This is a genomic window from Pseudomonas sp. LBUM1652 (assembly GCF_059716105.1).
Genome location: NZ_CP166804.1, coordinates 1,525,998 through 1,540,741, shown reverse-complemented (window position 1 = coordinate 1,540,741; position 14,744 = coordinate 1,525,998). Strand labels below are relative to the sequence as shown.

Sequence of the window (14,744 nt, the reverse complement as noted above, 5' to 3'; positions counted from 1 at the left end):
ATCAGATGCTTGCGTCGATTAAAGCGGTACGCCCAGACGATTGGCGACTTCTTCGTAGGCTTCGATAACGTCACCGAGGCCCTGGCGGAAGCGGTCTTTGTCCATCTTCTTCTTGGTGTCCTTGTCCCACAGACGGCAACCGTCCGGGCTGAACTCGTCGCCCAGGACGATGGAGCCGTCGCTGAACACGCCGAACTCAAGCTTGAAGTCGACCAGCAGCAGGCCGGCGTCGTCGAACAGCTTGGTCAGCACTTCGTTGACCTTGAGCGACAGTTCTTTCATGCGAACCAACTGCTCGGCGGTGCCCCAGCCGAATGCCACGACGTGGGATTCGTTGATGAACGGGTCGCCCTTGGCGTCGTCTTTCAGGAACAACTCGAAGGTGTACGGGTTGAGCTTCAGGCCTTCTTCGACGCCCAGGCGTTTTACCAGGCTGCCAGCGGCGTAGTTACGCACGACGCACTCGACCGGGATCATGTCGAGCTTCTTCACCAGGCACTCGTTGTCGCCCAGCAGCTTGTCGAATTGGGTCGGAATGCCGGCCGCTTCGAGTTTCTGCATGATGAAGGCGTTGAACTTGTTGTTCACCATGCCTTTGCGGTCGAGTTGTTCGATGCGCTTGCCGTCGAACGCCGAGGTGTCGTTGCGAAACAGCAGGATCAAGCGGTCAGCGTCGTCGGTCTTGTAAACCGATTTGGCTTTGCCGCGGTAGAGTTCTTCACGTTTTTCCATGATGGGCTCCGCTTGCTAAGTAGGTGGGCTAGGCGATGTGGCGCCAGTCGAGCCCTGAATCTTGATCGGCCAGTTGCAGCCAGTCCGGGTCGCACCCGAGGGTGTCGACAAAACATTGCCGGGCCAGCTGCGGCATGTTGTTCTTGCTGCTCAGATGGGCCAGGACCAGGTGTTGGAGACCCTGCCAGCCCAACTCGGACACCAGGAATGCCGCCTGATGGTTGTTCAAATGTCCCAGCTCGCCGCCCACCCGCTGCTTGAGAAAGTACGGGTAGTGACCACGGGCCAGCATGTCACGACAATGATTGGATTCGATCATCAATGCATCGAGATCCCGGTAACCGTCCAGCACCCGCTCGCAGTAGGAACCCAGGTCGGTCAGCAGGCCGAAGCGCCGCTGTTCGTTGTCACTGAATACATACTGGGTCGGCTCCTGCGCATCATGGGCCACGGCAATGACCCCGATGTTCAGTGCACCGATCTGCAGTTGCTCGCCGCCAGCCAGAAAGCCTGCGGGTTCAATCGGTTTGCGCATCCCGCGCAGTGTGCCGCGACTGAGGTAGACCGGCAGATTGTAGCGCCGAGACAGCAAACCCACGCCATGCACGTGGTCGGCATGTTCGTGGGTTACGAGTATCGCGCTCAGTTGCGCCGGGTTTACACCCAGACGCAACAGGCGTTTTTCGGTTTCCCGCAGGGAAAAACCACAATCCACCAGCACATACGTATCAGCACTGGCGATCAGCGTGCCGTTCCCTTGGCTACCGCTGCCGAGAACGGCAAAACGCATTGGATCAGCCCAGGTTGTCCTGAATGACGCTCAACACTTTGCGCGCCACTTCAGCCGGCGCGACGGTGTTGATGTTTTTCTCGACGGTCACCTGAATGTTCTCGCCAACCTTGCTCAGGCGAACCTGATAACGCTCGGCACGGGCTTCAACTTCTTCCTTGCTCGGCGCACTGCCGAACAGGCTGCTGAAGAAACCAGGCTTGTCGTCTTTCTTCTCGGCTTTTTCGGCCAGGTTGATGTAGTACAGGCCCAGACTGCGGTTGATGTCTTCAACGCGCCATTCGCCCTGCTCCAGCGCACGGCCAACACTCGACCAGGCACGGTCCAGATCGGTACCGACGTTCAACACCGGGTTACCGCTGCCGTCTTCGCTGAGGCTGACGCGGCTCGGGGTATCGAAATCACGCGAAGCCAGCATCGACACCGAACCGCCCTTCTCGGCGATACGGCTCATGCTCGCGAGCATGTCGTCGACCAGCGCTGCGTCCAGGCCAGTGTTGACCGAACGATTGGTGAAGGCCACGTCGGCAGTGCTGCCGGCAGGACGCTCGGCGCTGACCACGTAGATTTCACTGGTGTTGCGCTGCACGCCCGGCTCGATACGCACGCGAACGCGGGTTTCGCTATCACTGGCGATACCGGCCGCGCTCAGGCGTTTGGCCATGGCGGCGGACAGTTCGTCGGAACGCTGCCAGGTGGTGGTGAATTCGCCAGTTTGCGGACGCTGTTCATCCAGACGGAAACCGTTGTCCTGGAAGAACTGCACAGCCACTGGCCAGACTTCGGCCGGTGGGTGTTGAGCCATTACCCAACGAGAATCGCCACTCTTCTGCAGCGAGTAGTCGGTGGCATCGGCGATCGCCGACAGCGGTTGAGGACGTGGAACCACGTACTCGCCCTTGGCGGTATCGTCAGCAACGTTGCGCGGGATCGGCAGCAGCGGATCCAGACGCTTGGAGGTGCTGACATCCGGTGGTAGTTGCATCGGTGCAGTCTGTTGCGCTTCCAGGTAATCGCTACCACGGTCACGGAAATAACCTTCCGGGCCCCAGACCCATCCGCAGCCACTGGTGCTGGAGATAATCAAGGCAAGTGCGGAAAGTCCGGCCATTCGCTTCATGCGTTGTACTTCCTCAATTAAACCAGGACGCTGCACTGGCGCAGGGCCGAGCGAAGCGTTTCATGACAAGGTGCGCTCAGCCAGGTCAGCGGCAGGCGGATGCCTTCGTGCATCAGGCCCATTTCAACCAAAGCCCACTTCACCGGAATCGGGTTGGCTTCGATGAACAGGTCTTTGTGCAGCGGCATCAGTTTTTCGTTAATGGCCCGAGCGGTGTCAGCGTCGCCCTTGAGCGCGGCCTCGCACAGATCAGCCATTTCGCGCGGAGCGACGTTGGCAGTCACAGAGATGTTACCTTTGCCGCCCAGCAGGATCAGCTCGACCGCGGTCGGATCATCGCCGGACAGCACGATGAAGTCCTTGCTCACGCCGTCGATAATCGCTTTGGCACGCTTCAGGTCGCCAGTGGCTTCCTTGATGCCGATGATGTTCGGCACGGTGGATAGCCGAATGACGGTCTCGGCCTGCATGTCGCAAGAGGTGCGGCCAGGAACGTTGTAGAGAATCTGTGGGATATCGACCGCTTCGGCGATGTGTTTGAAGTGCTGGTACAAGCCTTCCTGAGTCGGCTTGTTGTAGTACGGAACCACCAGCAGGCAGGCATCGGCACCGGCTTCTTTGGCATTGCGGGTCAGTTCGACGGCTTCGCGGGTCGAGTTGGCGCCAGTGCCGGCGATGACCGGAATGCGCCCGGCAACCTGTTTGACCACGGCTTTGATGACGGCGATGTGTTCTTCTACATCAAGGGTTGCCGACTCGCCGGTGGTGCCGACCGCGACAATGGCATGGGTGCCGTTCTTGAGATGGAAGTCCACGAGTTTGCTGAGGCTGTCCCAGTCAAGACGCCCTTGTGCATCCATGGGAGTGACCAGTGCCACCATACTGCCCGCAATCATGAAACCGCTCCTGCCGGAAAAAGAGAGCGGTAATGGTACTGGCGCCAAGATGCTTGCACAAGCAAAGTACTGCGTAGCCGCCATTCCCCTTGGCGTCGCTTTTCGCTACCCTTCAGACTTTGATCGGTACTGATCAGCTTGTATGCCGGGTTCCAGCCTCCCTTTTCGGCCTCCCAGACCCCGTTCCTGCGTCGCATCGACGCGCTCCCGCTTTTGTGGAGCGAGCCACGAGCGCTTGTCGGGGTTCTTTGAACGGACAGCCTGAATGGGCAGAGGCCCTCCCTCGGCGTCAAACGCCCGTCAACCTACCGACCGCTCATCGCTTTAGGAATGCTGCATGTCCACCCCCACAGTTCGCGAACAATTCCTTGTCATCAGTGCCCTCGGCGCCAACCCCATGGAGCTGACTAACGTCCTGTGCCGCGCCAGCCATGAAAATCGCTGCGCCGTGGTTACTTCTCGCCTGACCCGCCACGGCGAGTGCAGTGCGCTGATCCTCGAGATCTCTGGCAGCTGGGACGCCCTCGCGCGTCTGGAAGGCAGCCTGTCAGGCCTCGCCAAGAAACACGCATTCACCGTCAACGTGGTGCGTAGCGCGGCGCTGGAGAATCGTCCACAGGCGCTGCCGTACGTGGCTTACGTCAGTTCGGCGTATCGCCCGGACATCATCAACGAGCTGTGCCAGTTCTTCATGGACCACAACGTCGAGCTGGAAAACCTGACCTGCGATACTTATCAGGCACCACAGACCGGCGGCACCATGCTTAACGCCACGTTTACCGTGACGTTGCCGGCCGGCACCCAGATCAGTTGGCTGCGCGACCAGTTCCTGGATTTCGCCGACGCGATGAATCTGGACGCACTGATCGAGCCTTGGCGCCCACAAAACCCAATGTAAGGAAGCTTTCATGGCCGTTATCATCGACCAACCGGTTGCGGATTTCGAAGCACCTGCCACCAGCGGGCAAACCGTCAGCCTGTCAGCCCTGAAGGGCAAGCAAGTGGTGATTTACTTCTATCCGAAGGACAGCACCCCCGGCTGCACCACCGAAGGCCAGGGCTTTCGTGATCAGTACGCGGCGTTCAAGGCTGCCAACACTGAAATCTTCGGCATCTCGCGCGACAGCCTGAAGTCCCACGAGAACTTCAAGTGCAAGCAGGAGTTTCCGTTCGAGCTGATCAGCGACAAGGACGAAGCGGTCTGCCAACTGTTCGACGTGATCAAGCTGAAGAAGCTGTACGGCAAGGAATACCTGGGTGTTGATCGCAGCACTTTCCTGATCGACAAGGACGGTGTGCTGCGTCAGGAATGGCGTGGTGTGAAGGTGCCGGGGCATGTGGATGCAGTTTTGGCCGCTGCCGAAGCGCTAAACAAAGCCTAAGATCAAAAGATCGCAGCCTTCGGCAACTCCTGCATTTGGAATACGTTTCCTGTAGGAACTGCCGAAGGCTGCGATCTTTTTGCGTTAAAGAAGTGGCGCTACCGCCGGTTCCTTGCGCGGCCATGCGTCCAGCACAGCCTTGAATAGCGTCGCCAGGGGAATCGCAAAGAACACTCCCCAGAACCCCCACAGCCCGCCAAACAACAGCACAGCGCAGATGATTGCCACCGGGTGCAGGTTGACCGCCTCGGAAAACAGCAGCGGCACCAGCACGTTGCCGTCCAGCGTCTGGATAATCCCGTAGACCGCCATCAGATAGATGAACTGATCGCTCCAGCCCCATTGAAATAGCGCAATCAGCAGCACCGGCACGGTCACCACCACCGCGCCGACATAGGGCACAACCACCGAAACACCGACCAGCAACGCCAGCAGCGCTGCATAGTTGAGGCCAAGTGCGACGAAGGCGATGTAGGTCACGCCGCCGCAAATCACGATCTCGATGACTTTGCCGCGAATGTAGTTGGCGATCTGCCGGTTCATTTCCTGCGCCACCCGCGTGATCAGCGCCCGTTCACGCGGCAGATAGCCACGCACCCACTCGCCGATCATCGCCCGATCCTTGAGGAAGAAGAACACCAGGATCGGCACCAGCACCAGATAGATCATGATGTTCACCAGCAGTGGCAGACTCGACAGCGAAAAGGTCAGCGCCCATTGACCGAACTTGCCGATCTCGCCGCGCGCGGCCTCAATCGCCTGCAACACTTGCTCGTCGGAGACCAGATGCGGATAGCGTTCGGGCAGCAGCAAGAGCAGCGACTGCCATTTTGCGAGCATGCCCGGCAGTTCATTGAACAGCGTGATCAATTGATGCCAGAGCAGCGGCACCACCACGACGATGAACACCAGTAATACGCCCATGAACAACGCAAACACCAGCCCCACCGCCGCACCGCCCGGCATGCGCAGACGCTCCAGCGTGACCACCAGCCCCTGCATCAGATACGCCAGCACCATCCCGGCCAACACTGGCGCAAGCATGCCACCGAGGGTCAGCACCGCAGTAAAGGCCAGCACCAGCAGAACGGCCAGCACCACGGCTTCTTCGTCGGAGAAGTAGCGCTGAATCCAGTCGCGTAACACTTTGAACATCAATAATCCTTAGGTCTTGTACGCTGTCGGTTTCAGGCTTTTTTCAACCAGTAACGGTAGACGCCCGCTTCGTCTTCTTCGCGCAGCAGCGTATGACCGGCCAACTTGGCAAAGGTGCGAAAGTCGCGCTGCGAGCCGGCATCCGTGGCGATCACCTTGAGCACGTCGCCGCTTTGAAGCTTGTTGAGCTCCATTTTTGCCTTGAGTAACGGCAACGGACAGTTAAGACCACTGGCGTCCAGTTCTACCTCATGGGCTACAGCGTCAGTCATTGCGTCACTCCGGTTCAAGTCGTCGAGCTGCCTAGAATATCTGGTCGCAGGCTTGGTGTCCGGCTACAGTAAGGTCTTTGTCTTCTAAGGCTTTGTGCATGACTTTTCTGCGCCCTACCCTGCTGACGCTCGCTTGCCTGCTCGCCTCACCAGGCTTTGCCGACGATCTGCCGTCACTCGGCGACGCCAGTTCTGCCATTGTCTCGCCGCAACAGGAATACCAGCTCGGCCGGGCGTGGCTGGCCATGTTGCGCAGCCAGGTTTCACAGCTCAACGATCCGCAACTCAAGGACTACGTCGAATCCAGCGTTTACAAGCTGGTGGAAACCAGTCAGGTCACTGACAGACGCCTCGAATTCATTCTGATCAACAGCCCGCAGCTCAACGCCTTCGCGGCACCGGGCGGCGTGGTCGGGGTCAACGGTGGTCTGTTTCTCAATGCGCAGACCGAGGGCGAATACGCGTCGGTACTGGCACACGAACTGGCGCACTTGTCGCAACGCCACTTTGCCCGCGGCGTCGAAGCTTCGCAGCGCATGCAAGTCCCGATGATGGCTGCCCTGCTGGCCGGGATCGTGATTGCTGCAGCCGGTGGCGGTGACGCCGGCATCGCGACCATCGCTGGCACTCAGGCCGCAGCGATTCAGGCGCAGCGGACCTTCTCCCGCCAGAATGAACAGGAAGCCGACCGCATCGGCATCCTCAATCTTGAAAAAGCCGGGTACGACCCGCGCTCTATGCCAACCATGTTCGAACGCTTGATGCGCCAGTATCGCTTCGACGCCAAGCCACCGGAATTCCTCCTGACTCACCCGGTCACGGAATCGCGGATCGCCGACACCCGCAACCGCGCCGAACAGGCCAAGGCGGGCGGCATCGAAGACACCAAGCGCTATCAACTGATTCGCGCACGCGTACAACTGATCTACGAAGAAACCCCGGGACTTGGCGCCAAGCGCTTTCGTGCACAGTTGGACGAGAATCCGAAAAACGATGTCGCGCGCTATGGTCTGGCTATCGCGCAGATCAAGGGCGGTCAGTTGAATGAAGCGCGAGAGAACCTCAAACAACTGTTGGTCACCGCGCCGAACGAGATCATCTACAACCTCGCCCAGGTTGATCTGGACATCACCAACAATCGCCTGCCCGATGCGCAGTCGCGGGTTGACCGGATGCTCACCCAGTATCCCGGCAACTATCCGCTGAATCAGGTTCGTGTCGATCTTCTGCTCAAGCAGAACCGCGCCGCCGACGCCGAGAAGGCACTGGAAAGCCTGCTCAAATCACGCCCGGATGATCCGGACGTCTGGTATCAGGTTGCCGAAACCCGTGGTTTGTCTGGAAACATCATTGGCTTGCACCAGGCTCGCGCGGAATACTTCGCCCTGGTTGGCGATTATCGTCAGGCGATCCAGCAGCTCGACTTTGCCAAGCGCAAGGCCGGCAGCAACTTCCCGCTGTCCTCGCGGATCGACGCCCGCCAGCGCGAGTTGATGGAGCAGGAGCGCATGGTCAAGGACATGATGGGCTGAGCATCTTTGTTCGCGACATAAAAACTCCAGGCATAAAAAAGCCGCCTCTTCCGAGGCGGCTTCTTTTTATCACTAGCTTTTATTCGGCCAGTTTGAAGGTGATGAAGCTCGCACGACCTTGACGCAGAACCCGCATCGACACCGAACGGTTCTTCGGCAGTGCCTTGGCGATCTCGGCGAACTCCTTGGCGGAACCGATGGCCTGGTTGTTCAGGTGGGTGATGACATCACCCGGCTGCAGACCGATCAGGGCCGCAGGACCGTCCTGCACTTCCTTGATGACCACGCCACCTTTGAGGTCGTAGGTTTTCTTCTGCTCGGCGGTCAACTCGCCCACCGAAACACCGAGACGGTTGCTGTTGGTTTCAGCACCGGACTTCGGCAACGCACCCAGCTCTTTGTCTTCGTCCGGAATCGCGCCAACAGTTAACTCGACGTTTTTACGTTTGCCTTCACGTATCACTTCCAGATTGGCTTTCGCACCGGCCTTCAGTGCGCCGACCAGATGTGGCAGATCAGCAGACATAATGATCGGCTGGCCGTTCATGCTCAGGATCACGTCGCCGACTTGCAGGCCGCCCTTGGCCGCCGGACCGTCGTCCTGGATCTGCGCAACCAGCGCACCGGCCGGCTTCTCAAGACCGAACGACTCGGCCAGATCCTTGTTCACTTCCTGAATAACCACGCCCAGCCAGCCACGGCTGACTTTGCCGCCACTCTTCAGTTGGTTGGAAACATCCATCGCCACATCGATAGGAATAGCGAACGACACGCCCATGAAGCCGCCGGAACGGGTGTAGATCTGCGAGTTGATCCCGACCACCTCCCCATTCAGGTTGAACAGCGGGCCACCGGAGTTGCCCGGGTTGATCGGCACGTCGGTCTGGATGAACGGCACATAGTTTTCGTTGGGCAGGCTACGGCCAACGGCGCTGACGATGCCTTGGGTCACGGTGTGGTCAAAGCCGAAAGGCGAACCGATTGCCACGACCCATTGGCCGGCCTTCAGATCCTGGGATTTGCCGAGCTTGAGCACCGGCAAGTCCTTGCCCTCGATTTTCAGCAGGGCCACGTCGGAACGCGGGTCGGTGCCTACCAGCTTGGCTTTCATTTCGCTGCGATCAGCCAGGCGAACGAGGATTTCGTCAGCATCGGCAATCACGTGGTTGTTGGTCAGAATGTAGCCATCGGGAGAGATGATGAAGCCCGAACCCAGCGATTGCGCTTCACGCTGCCGACCACCGCCCGGCGAACGCTGTTGAGGCGGCATGCCGCGCTCGAAAAACTCCCGCAGCATTGGCGGCAGGCCTTCGAGATCAGGCATCTGCTGGTTCACTTTGCGATCAGGCAGTTTCTGCGTGGTACTGATGTTCACCACGGCAGGCGAAGCTTGTTCGACCAGTTGGGTGAAGTCAGGCAGGTCGGCCGCTTGCGCAGCAGGAACCGCCTGACCGAGCAGCAGCACAGTAGCAAAGATGGAGAGATAAGATTTCAAGCTAGGTATCGACATACAGCTCCCGTTACGACGAGCAGGTTTAAGCGATATGGAACAAGGACCACCGGACACTACAGGCCGGTACTTTTATTCCAGGAACAACAAACAAGGCCAGAGCCGTTAGGCTCTGACCTATAAAAAATTTTCAGGTGATTTGCAAATGAAAATGCTCAGCAAACATTTCTACGTCTCGACGACGAAGTGGGTATGACTGAAATCAGCTCACTGCTTGCTGGTCGCAGCGCCATCGGTATTGCGCATCGATAGAGCAATTCGTTCGGCGGTACCAATCGGGATCTCACCGACCACCGTGACCATCATTTCACCTTGCGGTATGGTCAGGCGACGGGAGACGGCAACGGTTGGGCCGAGCTGAGTGCGCGTATCGGTGACAGTGGCACCGTTAAGCGGCTCGAGAAACACCGAGAACCGCGCCAGACCGTCGTCATAAAGCAGGCTGCTGACCTGAATTTTGGTTTCCGGATCTTTGTGCGAGGTGCTGCTGGTCAGCTCGAAACCTGGCGGTAGCCAGTCAGAGTGCCAAGCCTGAGCTGTCTTCACCGCAGAAGCCTTGTCACTATCGATAGTAATCGGCTTGCAGTCGGCGTCAGCCAATAAGTCTTTGTCCGTCGGAACATCATCAGTATCAAGACTGGTGAACTGGAATCGCTCGAGCAACTGCCCTTTGTCGTTCAACAGCAGCGACTTCAGTGGCAGACCGGTCTTCTTGTCCAGATGCAACTCAAAACCGTAACGATGCTGGTCCCGAGGCGTCAGCGATACGATCACTGCGTCTCTTCCAGCTACGCGCGACTTGCCGATGACAGCAAGGTCATACCAGTTTTTCAGCTTTTGCGGATCGAGAGGACGAGCGGCAGAGTTGGGAGAATCTCCCAACCCGGCAATCAGGGTGCCGCTTACGCATTGAGTATGTCCATCAATGCGCACGACTTCCTGTGCCGAACCGTCGAGCTGGAGTAAACGCTCGCGGACCTGGCCATTCTGGACGCGATGCCAGATGTTGTGGGTAGAAAAACTACCATTACGCTCGTAAACGAAAGTACCGTGGAAGCTTTGCTGCTGCTCGGCCTGGCCCAGACGGGTCAACCAGTCCTGGGCCTCGTCAGCGTGGGCTGGAACAATGAACCAGCCACTCAGCAGAAGCGAAAGTAGAGGTATGGCGCGCATGATCCTCCTTAACGGTTTTCCAGGCTTGCCGCACGTGCATACGGCAGCGCGCTTTCAGTACCTTTCAGCGCAGCCTGTTGAGCGTGCTGACGCAGATAGCTTGGCAGGCGCTGATCATGCCAGCCTGGTTGACCTTGCAGTACGCCGTTGGCCATAGGGCCAGTGGCTTCCGAACTTTCACTATAGCCTGCCAGAACAGCCGGACCTTTGACCTGTGGAGTGGCCAGGGTTGGCTGATTGGATTGCTGTGCCAGTTCGACGCCAGCGATCTCGTCCTGGTTGTACAGGCGCACACCGGCCAGAACGGCAACCGTAACCGAGGCTGCAACAGCCAGACGGCCAAGGTTTCGCCATGGGCTACGGGATACTTTGGCCGGAGCCGTTTCGTCTTCCAGCGCAGCAGACACTGCCGCAGCGATATCCAGACGTGGCAGCAGCAAATCCTTGTGCATGGCTGCCCGAGCGATCTGGTAACGAGCCCAGGTCTCACGGGTTTCTACGTCGTCCAGTGCATTGATCACTCGACGCAATTCCAGTTCGTCCGCTTCGTTATCCATCACTGCGGACAGCGATTCCTGCAGGGCTTCACGACTCATGGCGTTCCTCTCTTGGCTGTCGCCGCTGTCTCAGTTTTCCTGCAACAACGGTTGCAGGGCTTTATCGATGGCCTCCCGAGCGCGGAAAATCCGGGAGCGCACGGTACCCACCGGACATTGCATGACGCTCGCAATGTCCTCGTAACTCAGACCATCGAATTCACGTAAAGTTAAAGCCGTACGCAAATCCTCTGGCAATTGCTGAATGGTTCGATGGACGGTGCCTTCGATCTCATCCCGCAGCAATGCCCGTTCTGGTGACTCGAGGTCCTTGAGGCCGTGATCGCCATCGTAGAACTCTGCATCTTCGGAACTTACATCGCTATCCGGCGGCCGACGGCCGCGTGAAACCAGATAATTCTTTGCCGTGTTAATGGCAATACGGTACAGCCACGTATAAAACGCACTGTCACCGCGAAAATTTCCAAGTGCTCGATACGCCTTGATAAAGGCTTCCTGAGCTACGTCCTGGGCTTCATGGGTGTCGTGCACAAAACGCACGATCAACCCGAGAATTTTGTGCTGATATTTCAGCACCAGCAGATCGAAAGCTCGCTTGTCGCCACGCTGAACGCGCTCGACCAGCTGCTGATCCTCTTCCTGGGTTAGCATGAACACTCCTCGATAAGCCCGGAGGAGACTTGCACAACTAAACGACCAGACTTGCAAACATAGACTCGGGCTTTTCGCAAAAGTTCTCCCCCTCCAAGCAAGTTTCCTGCGGGCTCTGATTTGGCACGCACGAAAAACGCAGCGCGGGATAAACCGGCTGCGCGAATAATCTTGTCATCGGTTTCGCCGGCAGGAACCCAATCGCAGGTTCCGCACTGAAGCCGACACTGTCCCTTGTTTCTGGCACCGACTATTGATCTTGGGCCTCTGGCAAAAGTTCCAATTATTTATAGCCGGCCCCACCCGACATTGGGCAACACTGGGAGGAAAAAACCTGTTTCAGCGCCGATACAGTCGCCTTTTCCCAAAACCTGCGGAAAATTCTTCCGACGAAGCGCCCGGTTTCCCCATCCCGGTAGTTTCACAATGCCATATAGGCCCGGCTATTGTGCCGCCCCACCCCTCTATATACTAGTGGGCTGTGTGGCTGTCTTGACTCGCCGATCCAGCTGTCTTGCGCCAACCCCGACCCGGGTCGCTTTGAGCGGAATCCTGAAATGAGCCAACAGTTCCAACACGATGTTCTGGTCATTGGCAGCGGTGCTGCCGGTTTGAGTCTCGCGCTGACCCTGCCAGGTCACTTGCGCATTGCCGTTTTGAGTAAGGGCGATCTCGCCAATGGTTCGACGTTCTGGGCTCAGGGCGGCGTCGCTGCCGTGCTGGACGATACCGACACTGTCGAATCCCACGTCGATGACACCCTGAACGCCGGCGGAGGTCTGTGCCATGAAGATGCCGTTCGCTTCACCGTCGAGCACAGCCGTGAAGCCATCCAGTGGTTGATCGACCAAGGCGTTCCGTTCACCCGTGATGAGCAATCCGGTACTGAAGACGGCGGTTTCGAATTTCACCTGACCCGCGAAGGCGGCCACAGTCATCGCCGCATCATCCATGCCGCCGATGCTACCGGCGCCGCGATCTTCAAAACCCTGCTGGCCCAAGCGAAAGAGCGTTCAAACATCGAATTGCTGGAACAGCGAGTAGCCGTCGATCTGATTACCGAGCGCCGCCTGGGCCTGGACGGCGAGCGCTGCCTCGGCGCCTACGTGCTGAACCGCGCCACCGGTGAAGTCGACACCTACGGCGCACGCTTCGTGATTCTGGCCTCGGGTGGCGCGGCCAAGGTCTACCTCTATACCAGTAACCCCGACGGCGCCTGTGGTGATGGCATCGCCATGGCCTGGCGCTCTGGCTGCCGGGTGGCGAATCTGGAGTTCAACCAGTTCCATCCCACCTGCCTCTATCACCCACAGGCCAAAAGCTTCCTCATCACCGAAGCCCTGCGTGGCGAAGGTGCGCATTTGAAGCTGCCGAATGGTGAACGCTTCATGTATCGCTTCGACAAGCGCGCCGAACTGGCACCACGCGACATCGTTGCCCGGGCCATCGACCATGAAATGAAGCGTTTGGGCGTCGATTGCGTCTATCTCGACATCAGCCACAAACCCGAAGCCTTCATTAAAAGTCACTTCCCGACTGTTTATGAGCGCTGCCTCGGCTTCGGCATCGATATCACCAAACAACCGATTCCGGTTGTACCGGCGGCGCATTACACCTGTGGTGGCGTGATGGTCGACCAAAACGGCCGCACCGATGTGCCAGGCTTGTACGCCATCGGCGAAACCAGCTTCACCGGTCTGCACGGCGCCAACCGCATGGCCAGCAACTCGTTGCTGGAATGTTTCGTCTACGCCCGCTCGGCGGCGGCGGACATTCTGGCGCAACTTGATGATGTGACAGCGCCGAACGCCCTGCCCGTCTGGGACGCCAGCCAGGTGACCGACTCCGACGAAGACGTGATCATTGCGCACAACTGGGATGAACTGCGCCGGTTCATGTGGGACTACGTCGGCATCGTGCGCACCAACAAGCGCCTGCAACGGGCCCAGCACCGCGTGCGCCTGTTGCTGGACGAGATCGACGAGTTCTACAGCAACTATAAAGTCAGTCGCGACCTGATCGAGCTGCGCAATCTCGCCCAGGTCGCCGAGCTAATGATTTGCTCAGCCATGGAGCGCAAGGAAAGTCGCGGCCTGCATTACACCCTCGACTATCCGGACCTGCTACCCGAGGCGCTCGACACTATTCTGGTGCCGCCCACCTACGCCGGCTGAACTTGAGCCGCACACGCAGGCGTCGGTGCAAATCCGCCGCCTGCGCGTCGCGTGGCACGCAGATCGATCTGACCCGCCATTCCCCGCGCAAACGAAAGCGCAGCACCACGATCAATGGCAGCGCCAGGCTGTCCGGTCGTAGTTGCACCGCCTGCCAGCCATCCGCCCGACTCCACAACTGCCAACCATCGGCATCTCGACGCAAGCCACAAAATGCTTTGGGATGACTCAATAGAATTTGCCGTGGGATCACGTAAAAACCGTGAAGCAGGCAAGCTAAAGCCGCTGCCAGACTGGCCCAGAGTGGAATTGAAAGCAGAAGCAAAGAACCCAGCGCGAACGCCTGGGCCAACAGATACGCCGCCAGCAACTGCCGTGAGGCATGCCAGCGGCATTCGAACGTATTACTTGGGCTGGACACGATCCAGGATCATGCGAACCATGCGCTGCAGCTCCGGATCTTCGGACTCGCTGCGCTCCATGAACCAGCCGAACATGTCCTGATCCTCACACGTCAGCAGGCGCACGTACAAATCGCGATCTTTGTTGTTGAGAGTTGCGTAAACGTCTCTCGAAAACGGCACCAGCAGCACGTCAAGTTCAAGCATGCCGCGACGGCTGTGCCAAAAGAGGCGATTGAGTTCAACTTGTTCGACCATGGAGCCCTCCTCAAATTTGGCGGCAAGTATACAGCCCCGAGACGGGTCGCACAGTCGGCTTTGGTCGGGCACCACCGATCCTTTATCAACTACCCATTTCAACAGCGCACCCTTATGATGTGCCCCAGTCTATTTACCCTG

16 protein-coding genes are annotated in these 14,744 nt (G+C 58.4%); 4 read left to right on the top strand and 12 right to left on the bottom strand.

What is annotated here, in order from left to right; all coding sequences use genetic code 11:
• Window positions 1-18: 18 nt before the first annotated feature.
• The 4 genes from purC to dapA are packed head-to-tail and all read right to left on the bottom strand — an operon-like array spanning window position 19 to window position 3,538.
• The gene (gene purC / locus ACA069_RS06960; RefSeq protein WP_187680171.1) at window positions 19-732 is read right to left on the bottom strand and encodes a phosphoribosylaminoimidazolesuccinocarboxamide synthase; all 714 of its coding nucleotides are present in this window, start codon (window positions 730-732) and stop codon (window positions 19-21) included.
• A gap of 28 nt (window positions 733-760) precedes the next feature.
• Entirely contained in the window at window positions 761-1,522 is a 762-nt protein-coding gene (locus ACA069_RS06955) for an MBL fold metallo-hydrolase (protein WP_187680170.1), read from the bottom strand.
• Between the two features lie 4 nt (window positions 1,523-1,526).
• Window positions 1,527-2,642 (bottom strand): NlpB/DapX family lipoprotein, encoded by a 1,116-nt coding sequence (gene bamC, locus ACA069_RS06950; protein ID WP_187680169.1) that lies wholly within the window; start codon window positions 2,640-2,642, stop codon window positions 1,527-1,529.
• 17 nt (window positions 2,643-2,659) lie between these two features.
• Window positions 2,660-3,538: a 4-hydroxy-tetrahydrodipicolinate synthase gene (gene dapA / locus ACA069_RS06945; RefSeq protein WP_187680168.1), complete on the bottom strand. Its 879-nt coding sequence runs from the start codon at window positions 3,536-3,538 to the stop codon at window positions 2,660-2,662.
• 337 nt (window positions 3,539-3,875) lie between these two features.
• Between dapA and ACA069_RS06940 the strand changes: the two genes are divergently transcribed.
• Both ACA069_RS06940 and ACA069_RS06935 read left to right on the top strand, forming a co-directional pair.
• A complete protein-coding gene (locus ACA069_RS06940; protein WP_016984694.1) occupies window positions 3,876-4,436 on the top strand; it encodes a glycine cleavage system transcriptional repressor in 561 nt (186 codons plus the stop codon).
• A 10-nt stretch (window positions 4,437-4,446) separates the two neighbouring features.
• The gene (locus ACA069_RS06935; RefSeq protein WP_401266022.1) at window positions 4,447-4,920 is read left to right on the top strand and encodes a peroxiredoxin; all 474 of its coding nucleotides are present in this window, start codon (window positions 4,447-4,449) and stop codon (window positions 4,918-4,920) included.
• A gap of 84 nt (window positions 4,921-5,004) precedes the next feature.
• Here ACA069_RS06935 and ACA069_RS06930 read toward each other — a convergent pair whose 3' ends face one another.
• Both ACA069_RS06930 and ACA069_RS06925 read right to left on the bottom strand, forming a co-directional pair.
• Entirely contained in the window at window positions 5,005-6,075 is a 1,071-nt protein-coding gene (locus tag ACA069_RS06930; protein WP_187680166.1) for an AI-2E family transporter, read from the bottom strand.
• A 32-nt stretch (window positions 6,076-6,107) separates the two neighbouring features.
• Window positions 6,108-6,347 carry a sulfurtransferase TusA family protein gene (locus ACA069_RS06925; protein ID WP_401266025.1) on the bottom strand — a complete coding sequence of 80 codons (240 nt, stop codon included), beginning with the start codon at window positions 6,345-6,347 and terminating at the stop codon, window positions 6,108-6,110.
• A 98-nt stretch (window positions 6,348-6,445) separates the two neighbouring features.
• On the opposite strand from ACA069_RS06925, the gene ACA069_RS06920 reads away from it, so the two are divergent.
• On the top strand, window positions 6,446-7,879 hold the full coding sequence (locus ACA069_RS06920; protein WP_489878415.1) for a M48 family metalloprotease: 1,434 nt from the start codon (window positions 6,446-6,448) through the stop codon (window positions 7,877-7,879).
• A gap of 79 nt (window positions 7,880-7,958) precedes the next feature.
• Here ACA069_RS06920 and ACA069_RS06915 read toward each other — a convergent pair whose 3' ends face one another.
• From ACA069_RS06915 to rpoE, 4 genes are all read right to left on the bottom strand, one after another.
• Window positions 7,959-9,389 carry a DegQ family serine endoprotease gene (locus ACA069_RS06915; RefSeq protein ID WP_497616818.1) on the bottom strand — a complete coding sequence of 477 codons (1,431 nt, stop codon included), beginning with the start codon at window positions 9,387-9,389 and terminating at the stop codon, window positions 7,959-7,961.
• Between the two features lie 207 nt (window positions 9,390-9,596).
• A complete protein-coding gene (locus tag ACA069_RS06910) occupies window positions 9,597-10,562 on the bottom strand; it encodes a MucB/RseB C-terminal domain-containing protein (RefSeq protein WP_497616817.1) in 966 nt (321 codons plus the stop codon).
• 8 nt (window positions 10,563-10,570) lie between these two features.
• Window positions 10,571-11,158 carry a sigma-E factor negative regulatory protein gene (locus ACA069_RS06905; protein WP_401266035.1) on the bottom strand — a complete coding sequence of 196 codons (588 nt, stop codon included), beginning with the start codon at window positions 11,156-11,158 and terminating at the stop codon, window positions 10,571-10,573.
• 30 nt (window positions 11,159-11,188) lie between these two features.
• Window positions 11,189-11,770: an RNA polymerase sigma factor RpoE/AlgU gene (rpoE, locus tag ACA069_RS06900; RefSeq protein ID WP_003172477.1), complete on the bottom strand. Its 582-nt coding sequence runs from the start codon at window positions 11,768-11,770 to the stop codon at window positions 11,189-11,191.
• A 557-nt stretch (window positions 11,771-12,327) separates the two neighbouring features.
• Between rpoE and nadB the strand changes: the two genes are divergently transcribed.
• Window positions 12,328-13,944 carry an L-aspartate oxidase gene (nadB, locus tag ACA069_RS06895; RefSeq protein WP_401266038.1) on the top strand — a complete coding sequence of 539 codons (1,617 nt, stop codon included), beginning with the start codon at window positions 12,328-12,330 and terminating at the stop codon, window positions 13,942-13,944.
• Here nadB and ACA069_RS06890 read toward each other — a convergent pair.
• Together ACA069_RS06890 and ACA069_RS06885 are read right to left on the bottom strand one after the other, a co-directional pair.
• Window positions 13,913-14,365 carry a protein YgfX gene (locus ACA069_RS06890; RefSeq protein WP_497616816.1) on the bottom strand — a complete coding sequence of 151 codons (453 nt, stop codon included), beginning with the start codon at window positions 14,363-14,365 and terminating at the stop codon, window positions 13,913-13,915. The two genes, nadB and ACA069_RS06890, sit on opposite strands and share 32 nt — an antisense overlap.
• The gene (locus ACA069_RS06885) at window positions 14,349-14,603 is read right to left on the bottom strand and encodes an FAD assembly factor SdhE (protein ID WP_401266041.1); all 255 of its coding nucleotides are present in this window, start codon (window positions 14,601-14,603) and stop codon (window positions 14,349-14,351) included. The genes ACA069_RS06890 and ACA069_RS06885 overlap by 17 nt, the downstream gene beginning before the upstream one ends.
• Window positions 14,604-14,744 lie beyond the last annotated feature (141 nt).